The 18,855-nt window shown below is 37.6% G+C and carries 19 protein-coding genes; 16 read left to right on the forward strand and 3 right to left on the reverse strand.

Going from position 1 to position 18,855, the window contains the following annotated elements; all coding sequences use genetic code 11:
* Window positions 1-9 precede the first annotated feature (9 nt).
* The 8 genes from BM143_RS06625 to proC all read left to right on the forward strand — a co-directional run bounded on the left by BM143_RS06625 (window position 10) and on the right by proC (window position 9,803).
* Complete coding sequence (locus tag BM143_RS06625) at window positions 10-498, forward strand: hypothetical protein (RefSeq protein ID WP_228430702.1); 489 nt, start codon at window positions 10-12, stop codon at window positions 496-498.
* A 4-nt stretch (window positions 499-502) separates the two neighbouring features.
* Window positions 503-1,516: a UDP-N-acetylmuramate dehydrogenase gene (gene murB / locus BM143_RS06630; RefSeq protein WP_090023763.1), complete on the forward strand. Its 1,014-nt coding sequence runs from the start codon at window positions 503-505 to the stop codon at window positions 1,514-1,516.
* Window positions 1,517-1,655: 139 nt separating this feature from the next.
* Window positions 1,656-4,409 carry a TonB-dependent receptor gene (locus tag BM143_RS06635; protein ID WP_090023764.1) on the forward strand — a complete coding sequence of 918 codons (2,754 nt, stop codon included), beginning with the start codon at window positions 1,656-1,658 and terminating at the stop codon, window positions 4,407-4,409.
* Between the two features lie 21 nt (window positions 4,410-4,430).
* Window positions 4,431-5,657, forward strand: a complete 1,227-nt coding sequence (locus BM143_RS06640; RefSeq protein ID WP_090023765.1) for a DUF4876 domain-containing protein — start codon at window positions 4,431-4,433, stop codon at window positions 5,655-5,657.
* An 18-nt stretch (window positions 5,658-5,675) separates the two neighbouring features.
* Window positions 5,676-7,199, forward strand: coding sequence for a DUF6850 family outer membrane beta-barrel protein (locus tag BM143_RS06645; protein ID WP_090023766.1), 1,524 nt, complete (start codon window positions 5,676-5,678; stop codon window positions 7,197-7,199).
* Between the two features lie 90 nt (window positions 7,200-7,289).
* Window positions 7,290-8,351: a cytochrome-c peroxidase gene (locus BM143_RS06650; protein ID WP_394332558.1), complete on the forward strand. Its 1,062-nt coding sequence runs from the start codon at window positions 7,290-7,292 to the stop codon at window positions 8,349-8,351.
* Window positions 8,352-8,416: 65 nt separating this feature from the next.
* Complete coding sequence (locus tag BM143_RS06655) at window positions 8,417-8,971, forward strand: hypothetical protein (protein ID WP_090023768.1); 555 nt, start codon at window positions 8,417-8,419, stop codon at window positions 8,969-8,971.
* 28 nt (window positions 8,972-8,999) lie between these two features.
* Window positions 9,000-9,803, forward strand: a complete 804-nt coding sequence (gene proC, locus BM143_RS06660) for a pyrroline-5-carboxylate reductase (protein ID WP_090023769.1) — start codon at window positions 9,000-9,002, stop codon at window positions 9,801-9,803.
* Here proC and BM143_RS06665 read toward each other — a convergent pair.
* Complete coding sequence (locus BM143_RS06665; RefSeq protein WP_090023770.1) at window positions 9,784-10,206, reverse strand: VanZ family protein; 423 nt, start codon at window positions 10,204-10,206, stop codon at window positions 9,784-9,786. The genes proC and BM143_RS06665 overlap by 20 nt on opposite strands.
* Before the next feature lie 55 nt (window positions 10,207-10,261).
* Between BM143_RS06665 and lnt the strand changes: the two genes are divergently transcribed.
* A complete protein-coding gene (lnt, locus tag BM143_RS06670; protein WP_090023771.1) occupies window positions 10,262-11,896 on the forward strand; it encodes an apolipoprotein N-acyltransferase in 1,635 nt (544 codons plus the stop codon).
* A gap of 276 nt (window positions 11,897-12,172) precedes the next feature.
* Here the strand turns inward: lnt and BM143_RS06675 are convergent, their stop codons facing one another.
* Window positions 12,173-13,885 carry a T9SS type A sorting domain-containing protein gene (locus BM143_RS06675; protein WP_228430704.1) on the reverse strand — a complete coding sequence of 571 codons (1,713 nt, stop codon included), beginning with the start codon at window positions 13,883-13,885 and terminating at the stop codon, window positions 12,173-12,175.
* 240 nt (window positions 13,886-14,125) lie between these two features.
* Here BM143_RS06675 and rpmB point away from each other — a divergent pair, with 240 nt between their 5' ends.
* The 6 genes from rpmB (at window position 14,126) to BM143_RS06705 (ending at window position 16,589) form a co-directional block, all read left to right on the forward strand.
* Window positions 14,126-14,368 (forward strand): 50S ribosomal protein L28, encoded by a 243-nt coding sequence (gene rpmB / locus BM143_RS06680; RefSeq protein ID WP_002976757.1) that lies wholly within the window; start codon window positions 14,126-14,128, stop codon window positions 14,366-14,368.
* 6 nt (window positions 14,369-14,374) lie between these two features.
* Entirely contained in the window at window positions 14,375-14,557 is a 183-nt protein-coding gene (gene rpmG / locus BM143_RS06685) for a 50S ribosomal protein L33 (RefSeq protein WP_027373683.1), read from the forward strand.
* Window positions 14,558-14,576: 19 nt separating this feature from the next.
* Window positions 14,577-14,729, forward strand: a complete 153-nt coding sequence (locus BM143_RS06690) for a DUF4295 domain-containing protein (RefSeq protein ID WP_002976755.1) — start codon at window positions 14,577-14,579, stop codon at window positions 14,727-14,729.
* A gap of 99 nt (window positions 14,730-14,828) precedes the next feature.
* Window positions 14,829-15,296, forward strand: coding sequence for a RidA family protein (locus BM143_RS06695; RefSeq protein ID WP_090023772.1), 468 nt, complete (start codon window positions 14,829-14,831; stop codon window positions 15,294-15,296).
* Window positions 15,297-15,305: 9 nt separating this feature from the next.
* Window positions 15,306-16,259, forward strand: coding sequence for a signal recognition particle-docking protein FtsY (gene ftsY / locus BM143_RS06700; protein ID WP_047452060.1), 954 nt, complete (start codon window positions 15,306-15,308; stop codon window positions 16,257-16,259).
* 69 nt (window positions 16,260-16,328) lie between these two features.
* Window positions 16,329-16,589, forward strand: a complete 261-nt coding sequence (locus tag BM143_RS06705) for a GlsB/YeaQ/YmgE family stress response membrane protein (protein ID WP_034723756.1) — start codon at window positions 16,329-16,331, stop codon at window positions 16,587-16,589.
* A 71-nt stretch (window positions 16,590-16,660) separates the two neighbouring features.
* Here the strand turns inward: BM143_RS06705 and sppA are convergent, their stop codons facing one another.
* Complete coding sequence (gene sppA, locus BM143_RS06710) at window positions 16,661-18,415, reverse strand: signal peptide peptidase SppA (protein WP_090023773.1); 1,755 nt, start codon at window positions 18,413-18,415, stop codon at window positions 16,661-16,663.
* A 20-nt stretch (window positions 18,416-18,435) separates the two neighbouring features.
* Here sppA and folK point away from each other — a divergent pair, with 20 nt between their 5' ends.
* The gene (gene folK, locus BM143_RS06715; RefSeq protein ID WP_090023774.1) at window positions 18,436-18,852 is read left to right on the forward strand and encodes a 2-amino-4-hydroxy-6-hydroxymethyldihydropteridine diphosphokinase; all 417 of its coding nucleotides are present in this window, start codon (window positions 18,436-18,438) and stop codon (window positions 18,850-18,852) included.
* The last annotated feature ends 3 nt before the right edge of the window (window positions 18,853-18,855 follow it).

Genomic DNA, 18,855 nt, shown 5'->3' on the forward strand with positions numbered 1-18,855 from the left:
ATACAATCTATGATGCCGGCAATAAAAAATAATCATCTGAAACTCCTGTTTTCACTATTTTTGCTGCCGGCATTTTTTTCCTGTGACAAGAAGAACGTACAGGGTTCTGCCTCTCATCAGAATCCGAATGAGATCACTTTCATCAGTTTATCCCATATCGGAGGCGAGCAGGGAGATTACAAAATCATCAAAGTCACAAAAAATTCCATCCATGCAGAACAGGGAGTTGCAGACCTCCAGACCCACAAAGAATGGAACTCGGCCATCACTCCACAGAACTGGAAAAATATGATTGCCTCCATCAAGGTTAAAGATCTTGATAACATAGAAAGCTCACCCAGCAAACAGTCTATAGACGGCATCGACGAAACTTTTCAGATCAGAACTCCAAAAAAGTCTCATATTTATGTCAATTCTTATGCAGACACGATTCATTACAAGCAGCTGAAACTGTTTAAAGAACAACTCAACCTCCTTCTTCCCACAGAATATCAATAACCCTATGCAAGAAAATTTTTCCTTAAAGCCTTACAATACATTCGGCGTTGATGTCAATGCAAAATACTTTATTGAAGTACAAACCCTTGAAGAATTAAGGGACGCCATCAATTATTCTAAAAACCACGATCTACCTGTTTTATTTTTGGGTGGAGGAAGTAATATTCTGTTGACTAAAGATTTTGACGGTCTTGCCATTAAACTCAGTTTAAAAGGAATTGATGAAAAAGATCTGAATGACAACGAAATTCTGGTAACGGCAAAAGCAGGTGAAAACTGGCATGAATTCGTGATGTACAGCCTTGAAAAAAACTATGGCGGACTGGAAAATCTTTCGTTGATACCAGGAAATGTAGGTACTTCACCAATGCAGAATATCGGAGCTTACGGAACGGAAATCAAAGACATATTTGTCAGCTGTACCGTTTTAGACCTTGAAAATCTTGCGCTTAAAACATTCAACCTTGAGGAATGCCGTTTTGGCTACAGGGATTCTATTTTCAAGCAGGAAGGAAAAGGAAGATACGTGATTTTGGAAGTTACTTTCCACTTAACCAAAAAAGATCACCACATTAAAACGGAATACGGAGCCATAAAAACGGAACTGGAAAATTTAGGAATTACTGATCCTACCATCCAGGATGTTTCCAAAGCCGTGATCAATATCAGACAGAGCAAACTACCGGATCCTAAAGAAACGGGAAATGCGGGAAGCTTTTTTAAAAACCCTACCATTCCTTTAGCCCAATTTGAAGATCTGAAACAGAAATTTGAAAATATTCCGGGTTATCCCAATGGAGATGTGGTAAAAGTACCCGCCGGATGGCTCATCGAGCAATGCGGATGGAAAGGAAAACAAATCGGAAATACGGCTTCGCACAAACTTCAGGCTCTGGTTATCGTGAATGCTACAGGAAATGCTACGGGAAAAGAAATTTTTGATTTTTCTACTGAGATTATCAATTCAGTTATAGAAAAGTTCGGAATAGAGCTTGAAAGAGAGGTGAATATTATATAAATCAGACAGCATATTATGTAATTTTTTTTCAATTATATTTCTGACTTTTATCAATTATTTTAATTTATTCTAAATAAATACTAAATAACATCACAAAATTAAATACTTTTGCGGTCAATTTTATTTAGAATAAATACAAATGATCAGATTTTTATATTTCGTTGTTCTTTTCTTTTTTTCTACACAGTTGTTTTATGCCCAGGAAGAGAAATCTCCGGTAAGCATTAAAGTCTTGAATGAAGACCATAAAGAACTAAGCGGAGTTTCTGTTGTTATTGGCCAGATCTCTGCCTCTACAGATCAAGAAGGAAATACAAGTATTCCACTCTCAAAAGGAAAACATATCCTTAAAATTTCATACCCGGAGTACGAGGATAAGGAACTCACGATTAACGTTACTGCCACGCAATATATTACGATCAATCTTAAACCTGTTAATAAACTGGAAGAGGTTGTTATATTCTCTAAAGAAAGTAAGGGATTAACCACCAAATCAGTCATAGACAGACAGGCGATGCAGCATTTACAGCCATCAAGTTTCACCGATCTGATGGAACTACTGCCCGGTGGACTGGCAAAATACCCTTCTTTTAAAGGAGTAAATAAAGCTACTCTGCGAGAAAATACAGGCGACATTTCGGGTGACAAGTACAGCACCTCATCGCTTGGTGTTCAGTTTATGGTGGATGACAATATCATTAATTCCAATGCAGATTTACAGATTTCAATAGACCCAAAGCAGTTTTCAAACGGTCCTAAAGGAAGGGAAACAGCTTTTTCAGGGGTAGATATGAGGACTATTTCTACGAATGATATTGAAAAAGTAGAAATTATCAGAGGAATTCCTTCTGCCTCTTATGGTGACCTGACTTCGGGACTGATCAAAATAGAACGTAAAATAGGACAATCTCCTCTACAGGCCCGTTTCAAAGCAGATGGATACAGCAAACAATATTATGTAAGCAAGGGTTTTAAAATAACGGATCAATGGCAGCTGAGTGCAAGTGCGGATTATCTTGATTCCAAATCTGATCCTACGAATGAATTTGAAAATTACCAGCGCATCACAGCTTCTATCCGTTCCAAAAAAATGTCAAATTTATGGGGCAGACCTTTGGAATGGAGATCCAACATTGACTTTTCTACCAACATTGACAAAATGAAATACGATCCGGACAACGGATATCCTTCAACGGATAAGTATGAATCCACCAATACAAGAATCAGCCTGACCAACAATTTCATTTATCAGCTGGACAAGGCTTCTTTCTTCAATAAACTGACTTTAAACACGGCTATCCGCCAGGGTTTTGAAAAAATTGAGCAGGTAAAACTGATTCAGCTTTCAGGACCACGTTCATTTTCTCTGGCTACTGAGCAGGGTGAAAATGTAGGATTTTATCCGAACCTTCGTTATGTTGCCAATTTTTCAACGGAAGGAAAACCTTTGGATATTACTGCTTTATTCAAAGCCAATGGAGTAAGAAAAACGGGAGGAATTACCCATAATTATGAAGCCGGACTCGACTGGAGGTATTCAAAAAACAACGGAAAAGGCCTGCAATACGATATGAGAACGCCTCCATCTGCCTCTGTCAATATAGAAAGACCGAGAGCATATGATGAAATTCCGGCCTCTAATCTGTTATCTGCTTTTTTCGGTGACCAGATGAGCTATGCGCTTGATCAGCATAAATTTACTTTGTATGCAGGTTTAAGAATGTCTAAAAATTTAGGGATTGATCGATCATTTGCCATCAGCAAAAAAGTTTTTACAGAGCCCAGGCTGAATTTTCAATACAACCTTCCGCATCTGATGATCAACAATTATCCTTTGAAGACGGACATCACTTTAGGATATGGTCTTTTCTATAAGCAGCCTACGCTTCTGATGCTTTACCCGAATAAAGATTACTGGGATTATACTCAGCTGAATTATTACCATAATGATGAGCAGTATCGCTATGTCAATTTCATGACCTACGTACAATCGAGAGAAAATAAAGCGATTGAAGCAGCTAAAAGTATTAAAAAGGAAATCCGTCTCGACCTGAGCTACAGAAACCATGAGCTTTTCGTGACTTATTTCAAAGAAGATATGAACAATGGTTTCCGTAATATGGTTCATACGGCAACTCATTCTTACAAACAATATGATGCGACACAGGTAGACCTGTCCCAATGGACCCCTAACGGACCGGATCTTACGAATGTTCCTTACGAATTAAAAACAAACCTTGGGGAATCTCTGATCACAGAAAACGGAAGTGAAACCTTAAAACAGGGGATCGAATTCGGTTATACTTCTCCAAGGATAAAAGCTATTAATACGAGATTTACGTTTACCGGTGCCTGGTTTAAAACGCAGTACAGAAACTCCGTTCCTTATGCTTTCAAGCCCAGTGTATCCATTGGTTTAGGACCATTCCCTTATTACGGAATTTATAAAAATGATAATGGTTATAATAATTCCAACATCAATTACAACGTACTGATCGATACTTACCTTCCAAGTCTGGATCTGATTGTTTCAGCTTCTTTACAAGGAAGTTTGTATGATCACAGTATTAATGACAGAAGAATCGCTGAACCTATTTCCTATTATGGAGCAGACGGCATCATCCACCCTTTCACGGATGCGGACAGAACAGACATCTATAAACAGTGGCTGGTAAGAAATGTATCTGTAACTGATAACCTGGACAAAATAACCACTTTTACGCTTACCGGAAATATTAAAATAACGAAGAGCATTTACAAAGCCTTAAAGACTTCACTGTTTGTCAACAGACTCTTCAATTACAGCGCTCCTTATACGTTCAACAACGTAAAAGTGTACAGAAAAGGACTGAATACTCCATATTTCGGAATGGAATTAAATTATAATTTTTAATATATATCAAAAGAAAATAACATGAAAAAAAGAGTTATACTATTAAGTTTAGCAGCAATGATGACCGCTACATTTACGGTAACTTCTTGCTCCAGCGATGATGATTTCGGAGTAACAACTGCCCAGAAAGGAGCTTTAACTTTATCTTTTTCGGGAGATGATATTTCTTCTTACAAAACCCTTGACGTAGAGCTGAAAGAAGTAAACACGGGAGCAATCATTAAACAAACAATAGAAAACAAAAACATCCATACTTTCGAGGTTCCTTACGGTTCTTATAAGATTACAGTAAACGGTGTCATCATTTCAAACAGTGATGAGATTGGAGTGGGTGCTTCTGCACAGACTGACATCTCAAAATTAATCACTACTCTTGAGATCCCGCTGATTCTGAAAAAATTCCACCAGGATTTTATCATTGAAGAAGTATTCTTTACAGGCGTGAAAACCGTTGATGGTAAAAACTATAATTCAAGCCGTTACTTCAAATTAACCAACAGTACCAAAAAAGTATTGTATGCCGACAAGCTTATTCTGGGCCAGTCGGAATTCCTGACAACGGATGATAAAAACCCTACTCCCTATAACAAAGACCTTTCATTTCCTGTAAAAGCAGTGATGGTTTTACCCGGAACAGGAAATGAATATCCAGTACAGCCAGGTGACTTCATCGTTATTGCAGACAATGCTATCAATCATAAGGAAAACACAAGTACAGCATTTGACCTTCACAACGCCAACTTTGAATTTCCATCTGTAAACCCGGCACTGGGACAGGTAGACAACCCTTCTGTTCCGAATGCGAGAATCATTTACACACAGATGAACTTTAATATGTTCTTCCTTCACGACCGTGGATTTGAAAGCTATGTGATTGCCCGTTTCCCTGCAGGAGAAAACGAAAGTACATTCCTTACGAATTTCAAATACAACTATACTTACCAAAACAGTGCAGGAGGAGTTACTTCAAAAAGCACGTATTCAATTCCAAACTCCTGGATTATAGATGGGGTAAACAACAGTATTTCAACCAAATTTGTACATGTATTAACTTCAGCCAGCATCGACGGAGGATGGACATCGGTAGGAACAATTGATAAAGACCCTACCCGTTATGGAAAATCTGTTAGACGTAAAGTAACAGGACAGATGGACAATGGGAAAGATCTTTATATGGATACAAACAATTCGTCTAAAGACTTTACCAAAGATTCTGAACCAAGTCTTAAAGACGGTATTGTACACTAAAAGTCAGATTACCTTATTATGCTACATACCAAAGGATTTTTCTTCTTACTGTTGATTGGGTTTTCATTAACCGCAAAAGCTCAGGACAGTCTGAGTCTTTTCAAAACTCTTAACAACCAGTACAGCACAGAAAGACATTTTAAAAATAATTTTTACTATAATCCGGCATCAATGTCGGATTATAGTTCTGCTTCCTTCTCAGAATTCAATGCAGGATATCACAGCAATAATGAAAAAAGTTACCGCCAGCAATTGGGAAGTGGTAGCAAAGGCTTAACTGTAGAAGCAAAATCTTTTCAAAAATTAAAGCCTAACCGCTACGTCTGGGGAAATGCAGGCTACCAGAATTTAAAAATCAATTCTGTAAACTGGAATGAAACTTTAGATTATGACCGCGTTGCCCCTTACATTACCTCAGATTCTGTAGGAGGTAAATTAAATCTCGAACGCTATCAGTTTGCCGGTGGTTATCTCCAAAAATTAAACCGCTGGACCTTCGCCGGACAGGTAAGCTATTCCGCACAGCTTGGATACCGCTCAAAAGATCCGAGAATGAGAAGCACTACTTCTGATCTGAAGATTAATGCCGGACTGAACTACAAGGTTTTCAAGGCCTATGAAATAGGTATTTTCGGTGAATTGAATAAATATACCCAGAATAATTCTGTCAACTTCCAGAGCTTATTGGGAAGACCTTATGTGTATCAGATGTCAGGCTTTGGCTTTTCCAACTATCTCTTTAATGGGGGAACCTTTCCTAAAAACACGTTTGAAGAATTTACCTACAAGGGAGGACTCCAGATTTCCGGAAACGGAGGTCAGGATTTTTACCTTCAGGCATCCGCTGGAACGGGTAACAATAAGAAAAGTTATAATGACGGTACCAATACATTCTTTGATATTTCTGATCTGAAAAATGAAAGCCTTGAAATAGAAGGAGCCAAGTTCTTCACTGTTTATGAAAAACACAGATTAGGCTTGTTAGTCAACTACAGAGCGGCAAGAAATACCGGATCAGAATATGGCTATTCTCTGAATACTGTAGCTTTAACCCAAATTTTTAAAAGAGAATCTTACCGCAGGGAAAATTATGAAACGACCATAAAAGGTTTCTATCAGTACACTAAAGACAATTTTTCGGTGACCGCAATTCCTTTTTTTGGCCGTGAAGAAATTAAAGAAAGAAGATTATTTCCTGATGCCGGACAAAAATTCATTTACTCTTATTTCGGGATCAATGCAGACCTAAAACAGCAGATCAATGACCGTCAAATGGTTACATTTCAGCCTTATTTTTCTGCTAGAAAGGTGAGTAAATCGATTAATGCGCTGGCTACTACACCAAACGCCGGAGTAAACGAATGGATGCTTCACGATTTCAATTTCCAGGCAAGTGACATCACTACATTCGGAGCATCTGTACGATATGATTTTAAGCTTGAAAAATTACCTGCATTCTTTGTAAGTGTACAATATCAATCCCAAAAAATTCAGAAAAAAAATAATAATTTTGCCGGAGGAAGCATCGGAATAACATTCTAAATAATGAAAAGAGGTATATATTGGGTTTTAGGATTGGCTTTATTGGTATTGTGGAGTTTTACCTCCAAAGTACATCAGGATCTTTCGAATATGCAGGATCCGGGTATTGAAGATATTGTAAAAAGCTACAAGAAAGCCATCACAGACTGGCCGAAGCCCGATATCGATTACGGTATCCAATGGAAAGAATTTGCTCCTATTAAAAATGATACTGCTTTTTTCAGTGAGCAGGATAAGCCTAATGTTATTTTAGGTAAAATGCTCTTCTTCGATCCTAAATTATCCAAATCAAGCCAGGTTTCGTGCAGCTCATGCCATGATCCGGAAATGGGCTGGTCCGACCGCAGACGTGTTGCTTTGGGAAGCGACCATCTTTTAGGAAACAGAAATTCTATCTCCCTTTATAATATTGCAGAACGTCAGTCATTTTTCTGGGACGGAAGAGCAAAAACTCTTGAAGAGCAGGCTGCGGGTCCTCTGGGTGCCCATCACGAAATGGCAATGGATGTAAAAAATCTGCCTGCCAAAATACAGGCTGTGAAAGGATATCAGGAACTTTTCAAAAAAGCATACGGCACAGACAAAGTAACGTATGACAGAATAGTAAAAGCCATTGCCGATTTTCAGAAAACCATCAAAAGCCAACCCAGCCGTTTCGATAAATTTCTTGAAGGAAAATACAGTGCTTTATCCGATGAGGAAATCTACGGCATGCATATTTTCCGTACCAAAGCCCGCTGCATGAATTGTCATAACGGGCAATACCTTACAGATGAATCTTTCCACAATATCGGGCTTACCTATTACAAAAAGAAATACCAGGATCTGGGACTGTATGACGTCACCAAAAAACCTGAAGATGTGGGTAAATTCAGGACTCCGCAATTAAGAGATCTGATGCTTACCCAACCATGGATGCACAACGGACTCTTTAATGATCTTGAAGGGGTTGTGAATATTTACAACAGCGGAATGCACCAGCTGGACCCCAGTCCTGAAAAAAAGAAGTTGGACCCGATGCACCCTGCTACCGACCCTTTATTAAAGCCTCTGAACTTAACGAAAGAAGAAACCAAAGCGCTCGTTTCTTTCCTGGAATCTCTTTCAGGAACAAAATTTAAAATGAGACGCCCGGAATTTCCAACGGAATAGATTTAACCTGATTCAGACCTTATTTTTGGTTAAATAGTTTTATTTTAGCTAAAAATATTGGGATTATGGGTAAAAAGTATTCAGAAAAGGAATTTAAAAAAATAATCAAAAAGCATATTTCGAATACGGATTTCGTGAAGGTTTATCTTGATAATGATTCTGCCATATTTGGCTTTTTAGTCAAATTTTCTGATGATTTTGTCATGATTGAAGAATCCAGTGATTTTGCGTTAATGGGCATTAAAATTATTCCCTATGACAGAATTGTAAGTATCCGCTATAACGTATATGATAAAGTTTCCAAAGCTATCTATATGGGTGAAAACCTGATACAGTTTGATCACAAAATTATTAATAAAACGAATCTGGAAAATGCAGAATCTCTTTTTAAATCAATAAAAAAACAAGACTACCACTGTATTGTTGAAAGTAAAAAAAATAAAAAGGATTTGTTTTCAATTGGTGAAATTTTAGAAGTAAACGAGAAATCAGTTGTAATCAATAACTATGATGCAACAGGTAGAATCAATAAAAAACCTGATAAAATTTCTTTTAAAAATATTGATCTTATTAATTTCAACGACAACTATTCTAAAGTTTTCAGAAAGTATCTGAAATAAATACCACTTATAAATAAAGAACACAAACATGAAAATAGCTATTCTCGGAGCCGGCAATATGGGCCTTTCCTTTTCAAAATCATTTTTAAAATATGAACTGATCAAGCCGCAGGATCTTCATCTGATTACAAGAAGCGAATCCAAAATCTCTAAAATAGCAGAAGAGTTTCCAAAATCCCAGATTTCTACTTTTGAAGAAACGAAGGAACTGGATGCCGATCTTATTATCATCGCCGTAAAACCTCAGGATTTTCAGCATGTGGCTCAGAATTTTCAATTTACATTAAAAGAAAATCAGATGGTTCTGTCTATTATGGCGGGAATTAAAATTGAAAAAATTCAGAAATTATTAAACCACCCTCTTGTCGTACGAGCCATGCCAAACTCTCCTACCCTTCTGGGAATGGGAATCACAGGATATACCGCTGCAGGAGGCATTTCTTTCAGCCAGCTGATCAATATTGAACGATTACTGAACAGCACAGGAAGATCCGTCTATCTCGAAAACGAAGATCTTTTAGATGGCGTTACAGCACTTTCAGGAAGCGGACCTGCTTACTTTTACTACATCGTAGATGCTATGATCAAAGCCGGCGTAGAAATGGGAATCGATGAAAATCTGTCCAAACTCTTTGTACAACAAACGATGCTTGGGGCGTATCACCTGATCAACAATTCTGAGAAAAGTCTTGAAGAACTAATCAAAGACGTAGCTTCCAAGGGCGGAACTACGGAAGCGGCTTTGAAAACTTTTGAAGACAACAGCTTTAAAGAGATTTTAAAAAACGGAATTTTAAATGCTGAAAAAAGAGCTAAAGAACTAAACGGCTAAATTTCTTTTCGATAAATCCACAAAACAGCCAACCGAGAAAAACACCGAAGGTATTCAGAAGAATATCGTCTACCTCAAATATGCCCATTCTGGTAAAATACTGAAGTGCTTCAACGATGACAATGGATGCCATAAAAGTATACATGAGTATTTTCAAATCTCTAAGCCGGGGAAAAATCCAGCCCAGAAACCCGAAAGGAATAAACATAACAATATTCCCCAAAACAATGATCACAATATCTTTCCAGCTAATGGTGTTGTGAATAAATTCTATGGTAGAGAAAACAGGTTCTACCGTAATCAGATTATCATCATACTGAAATCTGCCCATGCCCAAAAACATGAGGTAGAGTAAAAACAGCATATACGGTACAATAATGATTTTGTAAAATTTCTTTAACATCAGGTGCAAATTTATTCATTTCAAAAACATTAAATTTGTATGTTAAATCAATTTAATGAAATACGTTTTACTTACGCTCATTTCAGCGATGCTGCTGTCTGTTTCGTGGCCTACTTACGGTGTTCCGTTTTTTATATTTATTGCCCTTGTTCCTCTTCTGATGATGGAACACGGCATATCAAAATTTTCAGCTTACAAAAGAAAAAGCTGGATGGTCTTCGGGCTCTCCTATCTTTGTTTTGTAGTCTGGAATATCGTAACTACGGGATGGCTGTACGGCGCCAAAAACCCGGACGGAAGCCATTCTATGATGGCAGTTGTATTCCCGGTACTGGTCAATTCATTTCTGTATTCCCTTGTTTTTCAATGCTACCACTGGTACAAAAACGCACAGGGAACGTACTGGGGATTAGGATTTTTGATTGCCATATGGATGAGTTTTGAAAAATTCCATCTGAACTGGGAGCTTACATGGCCATGGCTGAACTTAGGAAATGTGTTTTCAGATTATCCTAAATTAATACAATGGTATGACACCCTGGGAGCCACCGGAGGAAGCTTCTGGATTCTGCTCATCAATGTTTTAATTTTCTACACCATAAGAACCTGGGAAGCCGGAAGAAAAAGAAAAGACCTGATCAGAAATGTGTCTATTGTAAGTGCATTAATCATCCTTCCGATGGTGATTTCACTGGTAAAATATAATAACTTCAACGAGAAACCTTCCGGACAGGTCAATGTTCTGATGCTGCAGCCCGACCTTGATCCTTATGCAGAAAAGTATTCAAAGGACAGCCTCACGATTGAAAATGATCTTTTAAGCCTGGCAGAAAGCAATTCAAAAGGAAAAATAGATTATTATATCGCCCCTGAAACAGCTCTTCCGGGAAGAGGTTCTATTTCTGAAACTGCTTTTGATAAGAGTTTACTTTTAAATAACATCAAAGGATTTTTAACGAAACATCCCGGAGCCGTTTTTGCAACCGGAATTTCATCACACCGTTTTTACAAAAATCAGGAGAAGATGCCAAAAGAAGCCTACCAGATCAATCCTGATCTTTGGGTAGAAAGTTACAATACGGCTATTCAGATTGCTCCGCAAGAAAAGGTTCAGGTGTATCACAAAGGGAAATTGGTTCCCGGTGTTGAAATATTCCCTTACATAAGTGTTTTAAAACCTCTTCTGGGCGATGCGATGCTTAATCTGGGTGGAACTGTTGCTTCTTTAGGAATAGACGAAGAGAGAAAGTCATTCGTCAATCCTTACAATAAAGGCAGAATGGCACCTGTCATCTGTTACGAAAGTATCTATGGCGAATTCACAACGGATTATGTTAAAAAAGGAGCCAATTTTATGGGTATTATGACGAACGACTCATGGTGGGGCGTTACAGAAGGCCACAAACAGCTACTTTCTTACGCAAAACTGAGAGCCATTGAAACCAGAAGAGAAATTGCCCGCGCCGCCAACAGCGGAATATCAGCTCATATCAATGCTAAAGGAGAAATAGTAGCCGATACCTTCTACGGTGATAAAACTACCCTATTCGCTAAAGTGAATCTGTATGAAACCATGACGTTTTATACAAGAGCCGGAGATCTTCTATCAAGGTTTTCCATTTTTGCACTGGGCTTTTTATTATTTTACTTTTTGATTGAGAAGTTCAGGAGTAAGATGAAGAAATCCTGATCTTTAAAGTTTTAACCACAAAAGACGCAAAAGTTTTTGAACACTTAAGTTATTTGAAGTTAAATATTTTGTGGATAATAAGTACACATAAGTTTTTGAAAAATCAAAGATTTTTATTTATTACTGAGAGCGTTCAGAGTAAATTCATAATAAATATTCAAATTAAAAGCACTTTATCCAGCCGGATAAAGTGCTTTTTTTTTTAGGATAACTAATAAATAAAATAGAAAAGCCAGCTGGACGTCTGGCTTTTCTTACTAATAGAACTTTTCAGTTTTATTGAATGATCAGTTTTTGAGTGGTTACCTCGTTTTTAATTTTCAGTTTTAATAAGTAAACTCCTTTTGTAAGATGTGAAACATTGATAGACTGGTCGTTATTTAAAACAACATTCTGTTTTCTTCCATCCATAGAGTACATTTCAACCTCCGAAACTTTTTCTCCTTTGATAAATACTTTCTCAGACGTCGGATTCGGATAAATGGAAATCTGACTGCTTACCGCTACATCACGCGTTCCCAACGTACTTTGTGTAGAGGCATCAGAAAATATTTTTGAGGCATCGATAGATCTTACACTCCAGTATACATTCTGAACATACGGGTCAAGATCCAGAAACCATGACGGTGTTGTCACTACATACTTCGCAAGATTGGCTGCTCCGGGTGTAGATCCTACTTTAATCTCGTATCGAAGAGCATTTGTAGGGGTCTTATCATCAGAAGCACCGCTCCAGGAGAATTTAAAACGGTTTCCTGTTTTTACTACATTAAGGACTGCGGGAGGTACAGGTTTCAGATTAACTTCAGTAGAAGTATTTTTGAAGAATTTGGTAAGTGAAGGCATGCCCGGATCTGCCCAATCAAATCCGGCCAATAAAACATCCAGATGGTGGTCATTGTCAAAGTCAAGTAGATTCACAAAACCTGGCCCTCCTAACATATGCAGCCCTGTAGGTATATTTTCAGTAAAATTTTGATTCGAAGGATTATATAAAAAAGTTTTTACGACGGCATCGTTATTACTATCATTTCCTGAAACGATAAAATCATAGTAGCCGTCATTGTTTACATCACCCGTAGTGACAGAAGAATCTGCAATCTCGGGAACGCTTATCTTCTGTAAGTTTAAGTGTCCGGTTCCGTCATTCATAAGAACGGCAAGAAACCCTTCATAGCTGGTATCCTGGCCTGTAATAACAATGTCCTGGAAACCGTCTGCATTGAAATCTGCATACTCCATTTTTCCGCTCGTAAGCGCTGTAAAATCCTGTGAAAGCGTCAGTGTTCCTGACTGATTCATAAAGACTTTAAATATAGGATTATCTCCATCCGCCACTCCCAGAATAACAAGGTCAAGAAAGTTGTCATTATTAAGATCTACAAATTTGAAGCTTCCATTCTGTGTTCCGGGATGCCAGCCTTTAGTCAGTTCAAAATCGGTTGCTGTATTTCTGTAAAAATCAAGATTATTCACAAAACCGGTTCCTTCTACATATTGAGTTCCGTTGATGGCATAATCCACTTTTCCATCATTATCAAAATCAAAAGCTTCCAGAGATCCGTAGATTTTTCCGGCAAGATCAGCCGCTTTTACAAAACCGGTTCCTGTATTTTTAAACCGATAATGTTTATAGTTTACAATGTCATTATAGCTGAGTCCTGTAGAAATAATATCCATCAGACCATCATTATCAAAGTCCATGAACTTGATATCTCCCAGATGGGTTGCATTAGCCCCCAGATTGGCATAAGGTACCAGTGAAGTCCCGTTGTTTTTGTATACTTCGTTAAAAGATGTATCTACATTTCCATCACCATCACTGTCAATAGCTCCGTTGATCACCACATCCTGCTTTCCGTCATTATCCATATCAGCCACATCAGCTGATCCATAGTAGAAATTCCTCATACCAGTCTGAATTTCAGTGTAGTTCTGAGCCATCAGCCCAACAGGAAGCATAGATAAAAGAATACAGATCCTCTTCATATTATTTTTATTTAGATTAATTAAAAACAAAGGTAAAACATTCGGATTTGCTTTTTATAGAAAGCTTACATGAAATATATCAGTCACTTGGCTCAGCGTGTCTCGGGATTTATTTTATTTTAAAATTCATGATTATTAATCAGTCAGTTATTTGTAAATATTTTCCAAAACATTTGTCTATATAAAAAATTCTTCGTTATTTTGCACTCTCAAATATTATACAAATAAGAACATCGAGATATGTCAAGAATTTGCCAAATAACAGGAAAGCGTGCAATGGTTGGTAACAACGTTTCTCACGCTAATAACAAAACGAAGCGTCGTTTTGAAATTAACTTATTAGAGAAGAAATTTTACCTTCCGGAGCAAGATAAGCACGTAACACTGAAAGTATCAGCTCATGGATTGAGAGTGATTAACAAGATTGGAATCGAAGAAGCTATTGAAAGAGCTACTAGAAACGGATTGATTAAAAAGAATTAATAAATCATGGCAAAAAAAGGAAATAGAGTTCAAGTAATCCTTGAATGTACAGAGCACAAAGAGAGCGGTATGCCAGGAATGTCAAGATACATTTCTACTAAGAATAAAAAGAACACTACAGAGAGATTAGAGCTTAAGAAGTACAATCCTGTTCTTAAAAGATCTACCCTTCACAAAGAAATCAAGTAATTTATAAATATAATTTACCATGGCAAAGAAAGTAGTAGCAACCCTACAAAGCGGACAGTCAAAAAAAATGACTAAAGTTGTGAAAATGGTTAAGTCATCTAAGTCAGGTGCTTACGTTTTCGAAGAAAAAGTAATGAATGCAGACGAAGTAGACGGTTATTTGAAGAAATAATCTCCACTTTATTTACAATATAAAAAACTACTCATATTTTGGGTAGTTTTTTTGTTATCTTTGTTCACCAGATTATTAATCAATTCAATATACACCCATATGAAAAAGGTTCTTATTCTGGTTTTCACAGAAATTTTTCTATTTTCATTCGGTCAGAAAAAGATGAACAGTGTAGAATACAAAAACTCGGCGGAAGTTTTTACCATTAAAGGATTGTCACAATCAACAAGCATTGACTGTGGAAATTCCAAAATGATTTTGCTGTCCGGACAAGTTCCATTGGATGCTGCAGGAAATCTCGTAGGAAACGACGTCGAAAAGCAGACCCAACAGGTTTTTAAAAACATTGAAAGCATCCTGAAAGAATATGGAGCAACAGGAAAGGATATTGTAAAACTGGGAATATTTATCACCGATATTTCCAGAACACCAGACTTTAGAAAAATCCGTGACTTATATATCAACCTTCAAAATCCTCCCGTGAGCAGCCTTGTGGAAGTAAGCCGTCTTTTCAGAGACGATGTACTTATAGAAGTGGAAGCCACGGCAGTTATAAAAAACAAATAAGAATGAACTATGAGTTGGTTTAAAAATATTTTCAAAAAAGAAGAAAAAGAAACTTTAGATAAGGGTCTGGAAAAATCCAGCCAGGGTTTCTTTGAAAAAATGACGAAGGCCGTAGTCGGTAAAAGCAAAGTAGATGATGAAGTACTGGATAACCTGGAAGAAATACTGATTGCATCTGACGTAGGCGCATCTACAACCATCAAGATCATAGAAAGAATTGAAGAGCGTGTTGCCCGTGATAAATATGTCGGTGTAAGTGAACTTGATGACATTCTTCGCGAAGAGATCTCAGGCTTACTTCTTGAAAATCCTCATGCAGGAACAGGAAATATAGACAGTTCGAAAAAGCCTTACGTTATCATGGTAGTTGGGGTAAATGGTGTAGGAAAAACAACAACAATCGGGAAGCTGGCTCACCAATTCAAATCCGAAGGCAGAAAGGTGGTCTTGGGAGCAGCAGACACCTTCAGAGCGGCAGCTGTGGACCAGTTGGTCATCTGGAGCGAAAGAGTCGGTGTTCCTATCGTTAAACAGGATATGGGCTCAGATCCTGCCTCCGTAGCTTTTGATACCGTACAAAGTGCCGTAGCGCAGGATGCAGACGTAGTGATTATAGATACTGCAGGAAGACTTCATAACAAGATCAACCTGATGAACGAACTTTCCAAGATCAAAAGAGTCATGCAGAAGGTAATTCCTGATGCTCCTCATGAGATCCTGCTTGTTCTTGACGGTTCTACAGGTCAGAATGCATTTGAGCAGGCCAAACAGTTTACAGCAGCTACAGAAGTGAATGCATTAGCCGTAACAAAACTAGACGGAACTGCTAAAGGTGGTGTTGTCATTGGTATATCAGATCAGTTCCAGATTCCGGTAAAATATATTGGGGTGGGTGAAAAGATGACTGACCTCCAACTTTTCAATGGTACGGAATTTGTTGACTCATTTTTCAAGAAAAGATGATTTACGTCATGTTTTCCCTTAACTTAGCAAACACATCAATACATATTAACATTTAAAAAATTTGCAACTATGGGAATTTTAACATGGATTATATTCGGGCTACTGGCTGGAGCCATCGCAAAAATGATTATGCCGGGTAACCAGGGAGGCGGCTGGCTGATCACCATTATACTAGGGATCATCGGAGCTTTCGTGGGCGGTGCAATAGGAGTTTATGTTCTGCACTGGGGAGACGTTACTTCATTCTGGAATCCCAGAAGCTGGATACTGGCTATCGGAGGCGCTTTAATCGTTCTCTGGATCTACGGAATGGCTACCAAGAAAAGCTGATACAGCAGATAAAAAATAAAATCCCGGAACTGAAATTCAGTTCCGGGATTTTTTGTACAATATAATTTAGTTTAGTTGATCTTGATCTGGTAAGGCATTTCCATTTTCACTTCAGACTTCAGTTTCTCATCTGTGATCTGCTGAAGAATTTCATAGTTGGCTTTACCAATTTTATTTTTGATAATTCTTGCCGAGATATCTTCTTCGTTCAGGTCTTTGAAGATCTGCTCAAAAGGAGTCATTCTTTTCGGATAAGAAGAAACGTGGTAAGATTTTAATCCTGCTTTCTGGGCGGCAAATTTCACAGCATCATTCAATGTTCCCAATTCATCCACAAGACCGATCTGCTTGGCACGAACCCCACTCCATACTCTACCTCCACCTACATTGTCGATCTGCTCGAAAGTCTGTTTTCTGTTTTGAGTCACAAAATGCACAAATCTCTTATAAGTCCCTTCCACACTTCTTGTGATCAGATTCACGCCGTATGGTGTAACTCCGTTCAATGCAGAATAGTATTGAGAATTGGCATTGGTAGCCACAATATCTGAGCGGATACCGTTTTTGTTCGCAAGATCCTTATAATAAGGAATCACTCCGAAAACTCCGATGGATCCTGTCAGCGTATTAGGCTCTGAATAAATTTTATCCGCAGCCATTGCAATATAATACCCTCCGGATGCTGCATAATCACCGAAAGATACCACTAAAGGCTTTTTCTTTTTCAACTGCTGAAGTTCAAATAAAATTTCATCTGAAGCATTAGCACTTCCTCCCGGAGAATTGATTCTGAAAACAACCGCTTTCACTTTTTCATCATCCTGAAGTTCTTTAATATATTTCACATATCTTTCTGAAAAGATCTCATTGTAGCCATCACCATTGTTAATTCCTCCTGAAGCATACAAAACAGCTACTTTCTCTCCTGACTTATCCTCGTCTGCATAAGAACTGATGTAGCCGGCTAATGACACCTTATTCAGCTTCTCCTTTTCTTTAAGACTAAGCTTTGATTTGATCATCTGATCATATTCCGTTTTCTGGATCAGCTTGTCAGCCAGTTTGTATTTTAATCCCAATTCAGGAATCATTCCGTATAAACTGTCAACAACAGTTTTGAACTGAGCGGTATCCATTTTTCGTGAAACAGCCATTTTAGTTGAAGTACTGCTCCAGATATCATTTAAAAGAGTACTTAACTGCTCTTTATTTTCCGGAGAAATATCATTCCTTAAGAAAGGTTCTACTGCAGACTTGAATTTTCCATGTCTGATCACTTCAATACCGATTCCGTATTTATCTGCAAAATCTTTAAAAAATGCAACTTCAGTAGCCAATCCTTTTAATTCTATCATTCCTGATGGATTAAGGTAGTACTGATCTGCCACAGATCCTAAATAATAGGCAGACTGCGAAACAGCATTTCCATAAGCGTACACAAATTTCCCGCTCTTTTTAAAATCTTCAATAGCATTTCTGATATCATCGATCTGGGTCATTCCTGCATGCAGGTCATCAGCTTCAATACTTATCCCTTTAATCTTATCATCGGTTTTAGCCTTTTTGATAGCTTCCAGAACATCATACAAAAGAACGCTTTTGCTTTTATCGCTGATATTGAACAGTCCCACTTCTTCTTCTGTAGGGCTGTCTATTATATTAGTCTTTAAATTAATCGTCAGAACAGAATTGTTTTTCACAGACACGGCTTTGTCATTCCCCATGGAACTGAACACAAGCATCATGATGAAAAAGACGAAAAATACGGCACATAATAGGACAATTGCCACTATATTTGCCAATACATTTTTAAAGAAACTTCTCATAAATCAATCAATTTTCCAATATGTCGCAGCATAGGGTGGTTTTGTTACTAGGAAGTAACCTTGGAGACCAAAAAAAAAATTTAGAGCTTGCCTTAGAAAAGATCAGGGAAGGCGGAAATGAAATATCACAAACCAGCGAATTTTTAACAACAGAACCGGTAGAATTTGTCAGTTCTAATATTTTTTGTAATATTGCATCAATAATATTCACGCATCTTTCACCTATTCAACTGCTTGATTTTATTAAAAGTATTGAAGTTGAGATGGGAAGAATTAATGATTCAAAATCATCTGGAAGCTATAGCGATAGAATAATAGATATTGACATCATTAAATATAACGGTCTGAATTTCAGATCAGAAAGATTGGAAATCCCTCATCAAAAACATTTGTTTGAAAGAGATTTTTCCAGAATATTATTGAAAGATTTTATCTAAATA

Origin of the sequence: Chryseobacterium oleae (assembly GCF_900115055.1) — a bacterium.
Classification (GTDB): Bacteria; Bacteroidota; Bacteroidia; order Flavobacteriales; family Weeksellaceae; genus Chryseobacterium; species Chryseobacterium oleae.

Excerpts from the sequence above, each read along its gene's own strand:
- BM143_RS06705 (WP_034723756.1), top strand. The coding sequence starts at position 16,329 with ATGGGAATTTTAACATGGATTATATTCGGGCTACTGGCTGGAGCCATC.
- BM143_RS06695 (WP_090023772.1), top strand. The coding sequence starts at position 14,829 with ATGAAAAAGGTTCTTATTCTGGTTTTCACAGAAATTTTTCTATTTTCA.
- BM143_RS06635 (WP_090023764.1), top strand. The coding sequence starts at position 1,656 with ATGATCAGATTTTTATATTTCGTTGTTCTTTTCTTTTTTTCTACACAG.
- BM143_RS06690 (WP_002976755.1), top strand. The coding sequence starts at position 14,577 with ATGGCAAAGAAAGTAGTAGCAACCCTACAAAGCGGACAGTCAAAAAAA.
- BM143_RS06675 (WP_228430704.1), bottom strand. The coding sequence starts at position 13,885 with ATGAAGAGGATCTGTATTCTTTTATCTATGCTTCCTGTTGGGCTGATG.
- sppA (WP_090023773.1), bottom strand. The coding sequence starts at position 18,415 with ATGAGAAGTTTCTTTAAAAATGTATTGGCAAATATAGTGGCAATTGTC.
- BM143_RS06640 (WP_090023765.1), top strand. The coding sequence starts at position 4,431 with ATGAAAAAAAGAGTTATACTATTAAGTTTAGCAGCAATGATGACCGCT.
- ftsY (WP_047452060.1), top strand. The coding sequence starts at position 15,306 with ATGAGTTGGTTTAAAAATATTTTCAAAAAAGAAGAAAAAGAAACTTTA.
- BM143_RS06625 (WP_228430702.1), top strand. The coding sequence starts at position 10 with ATGATGCCGGCAATAAAAAATAATCATCTGAAACTCCTGTTTTCACTA.
- murB (WP_090023763.1), top strand. The coding sequence starts at position 503 with ATGCAAGAAAATTTTTCCTTAAAGCCTTACAATACATTCGGCGTTGAT.
- BM143_RS06655 (WP_090023768.1), top strand. The coding sequence starts at position 8,417 with ATGGGTAAAAAGTATTCAGAAAAGGAATTTAAAAAAATAATCAAAAAG.
- rpmG (WP_027373683.1), top strand. The coding sequence starts at position 14,375 with ATGGCAAAAAAAGGAAATAGAGTTCAAGTAATCCTTGAATGTACAGAG.
- rpmB (WP_002976757.1), top strand. The coding sequence starts at position 14,126 with ATGTCAAGAATTTGCCAAATAACAGGAAAGCGTGCAATGGTTGGTAAC.
- proC (WP_090023769.1), top strand. The coding sequence starts at position 9,000 with ATGAAAATAGCTATTCTCGGAGCCGGCAATATGGGCCTTTCCTTTTCA.
- BM143_RS06665 (WP_090023770.1), bottom strand. The coding sequence starts at position 10,206 with ATGTTAAAGAAATTTTACAAAATCATTATTGTACCGTATATGCTGTTT.
- BM143_RS06650 (WP_394332558.1), top strand. The coding sequence starts at position 7,290 with ATGCAGGATCCGGGTATTGAAGATATTGTAAAAAGCTACAAGAAAGCC.
- BM143_RS06645 (WP_090023766.1), top strand. The coding sequence starts at position 5,676 with ATGCTACATACCAAAGGATTTTTCTTCTTACTGTTGATTGGGTTTTCA.
- folK (WP_090023774.1), top strand. The coding sequence starts at position 18,436 with ATGTCGCAGCATAGGGTGGTTTTGTTACTAGGAAGTAACCTTGGAGAC.
- lnt (WP_090023771.1), top strand. The coding sequence starts at position 10,262 with ATGAAATACGTTTTACTTACGCTCATTTCAGCGATGCTGCTGTCTGTT.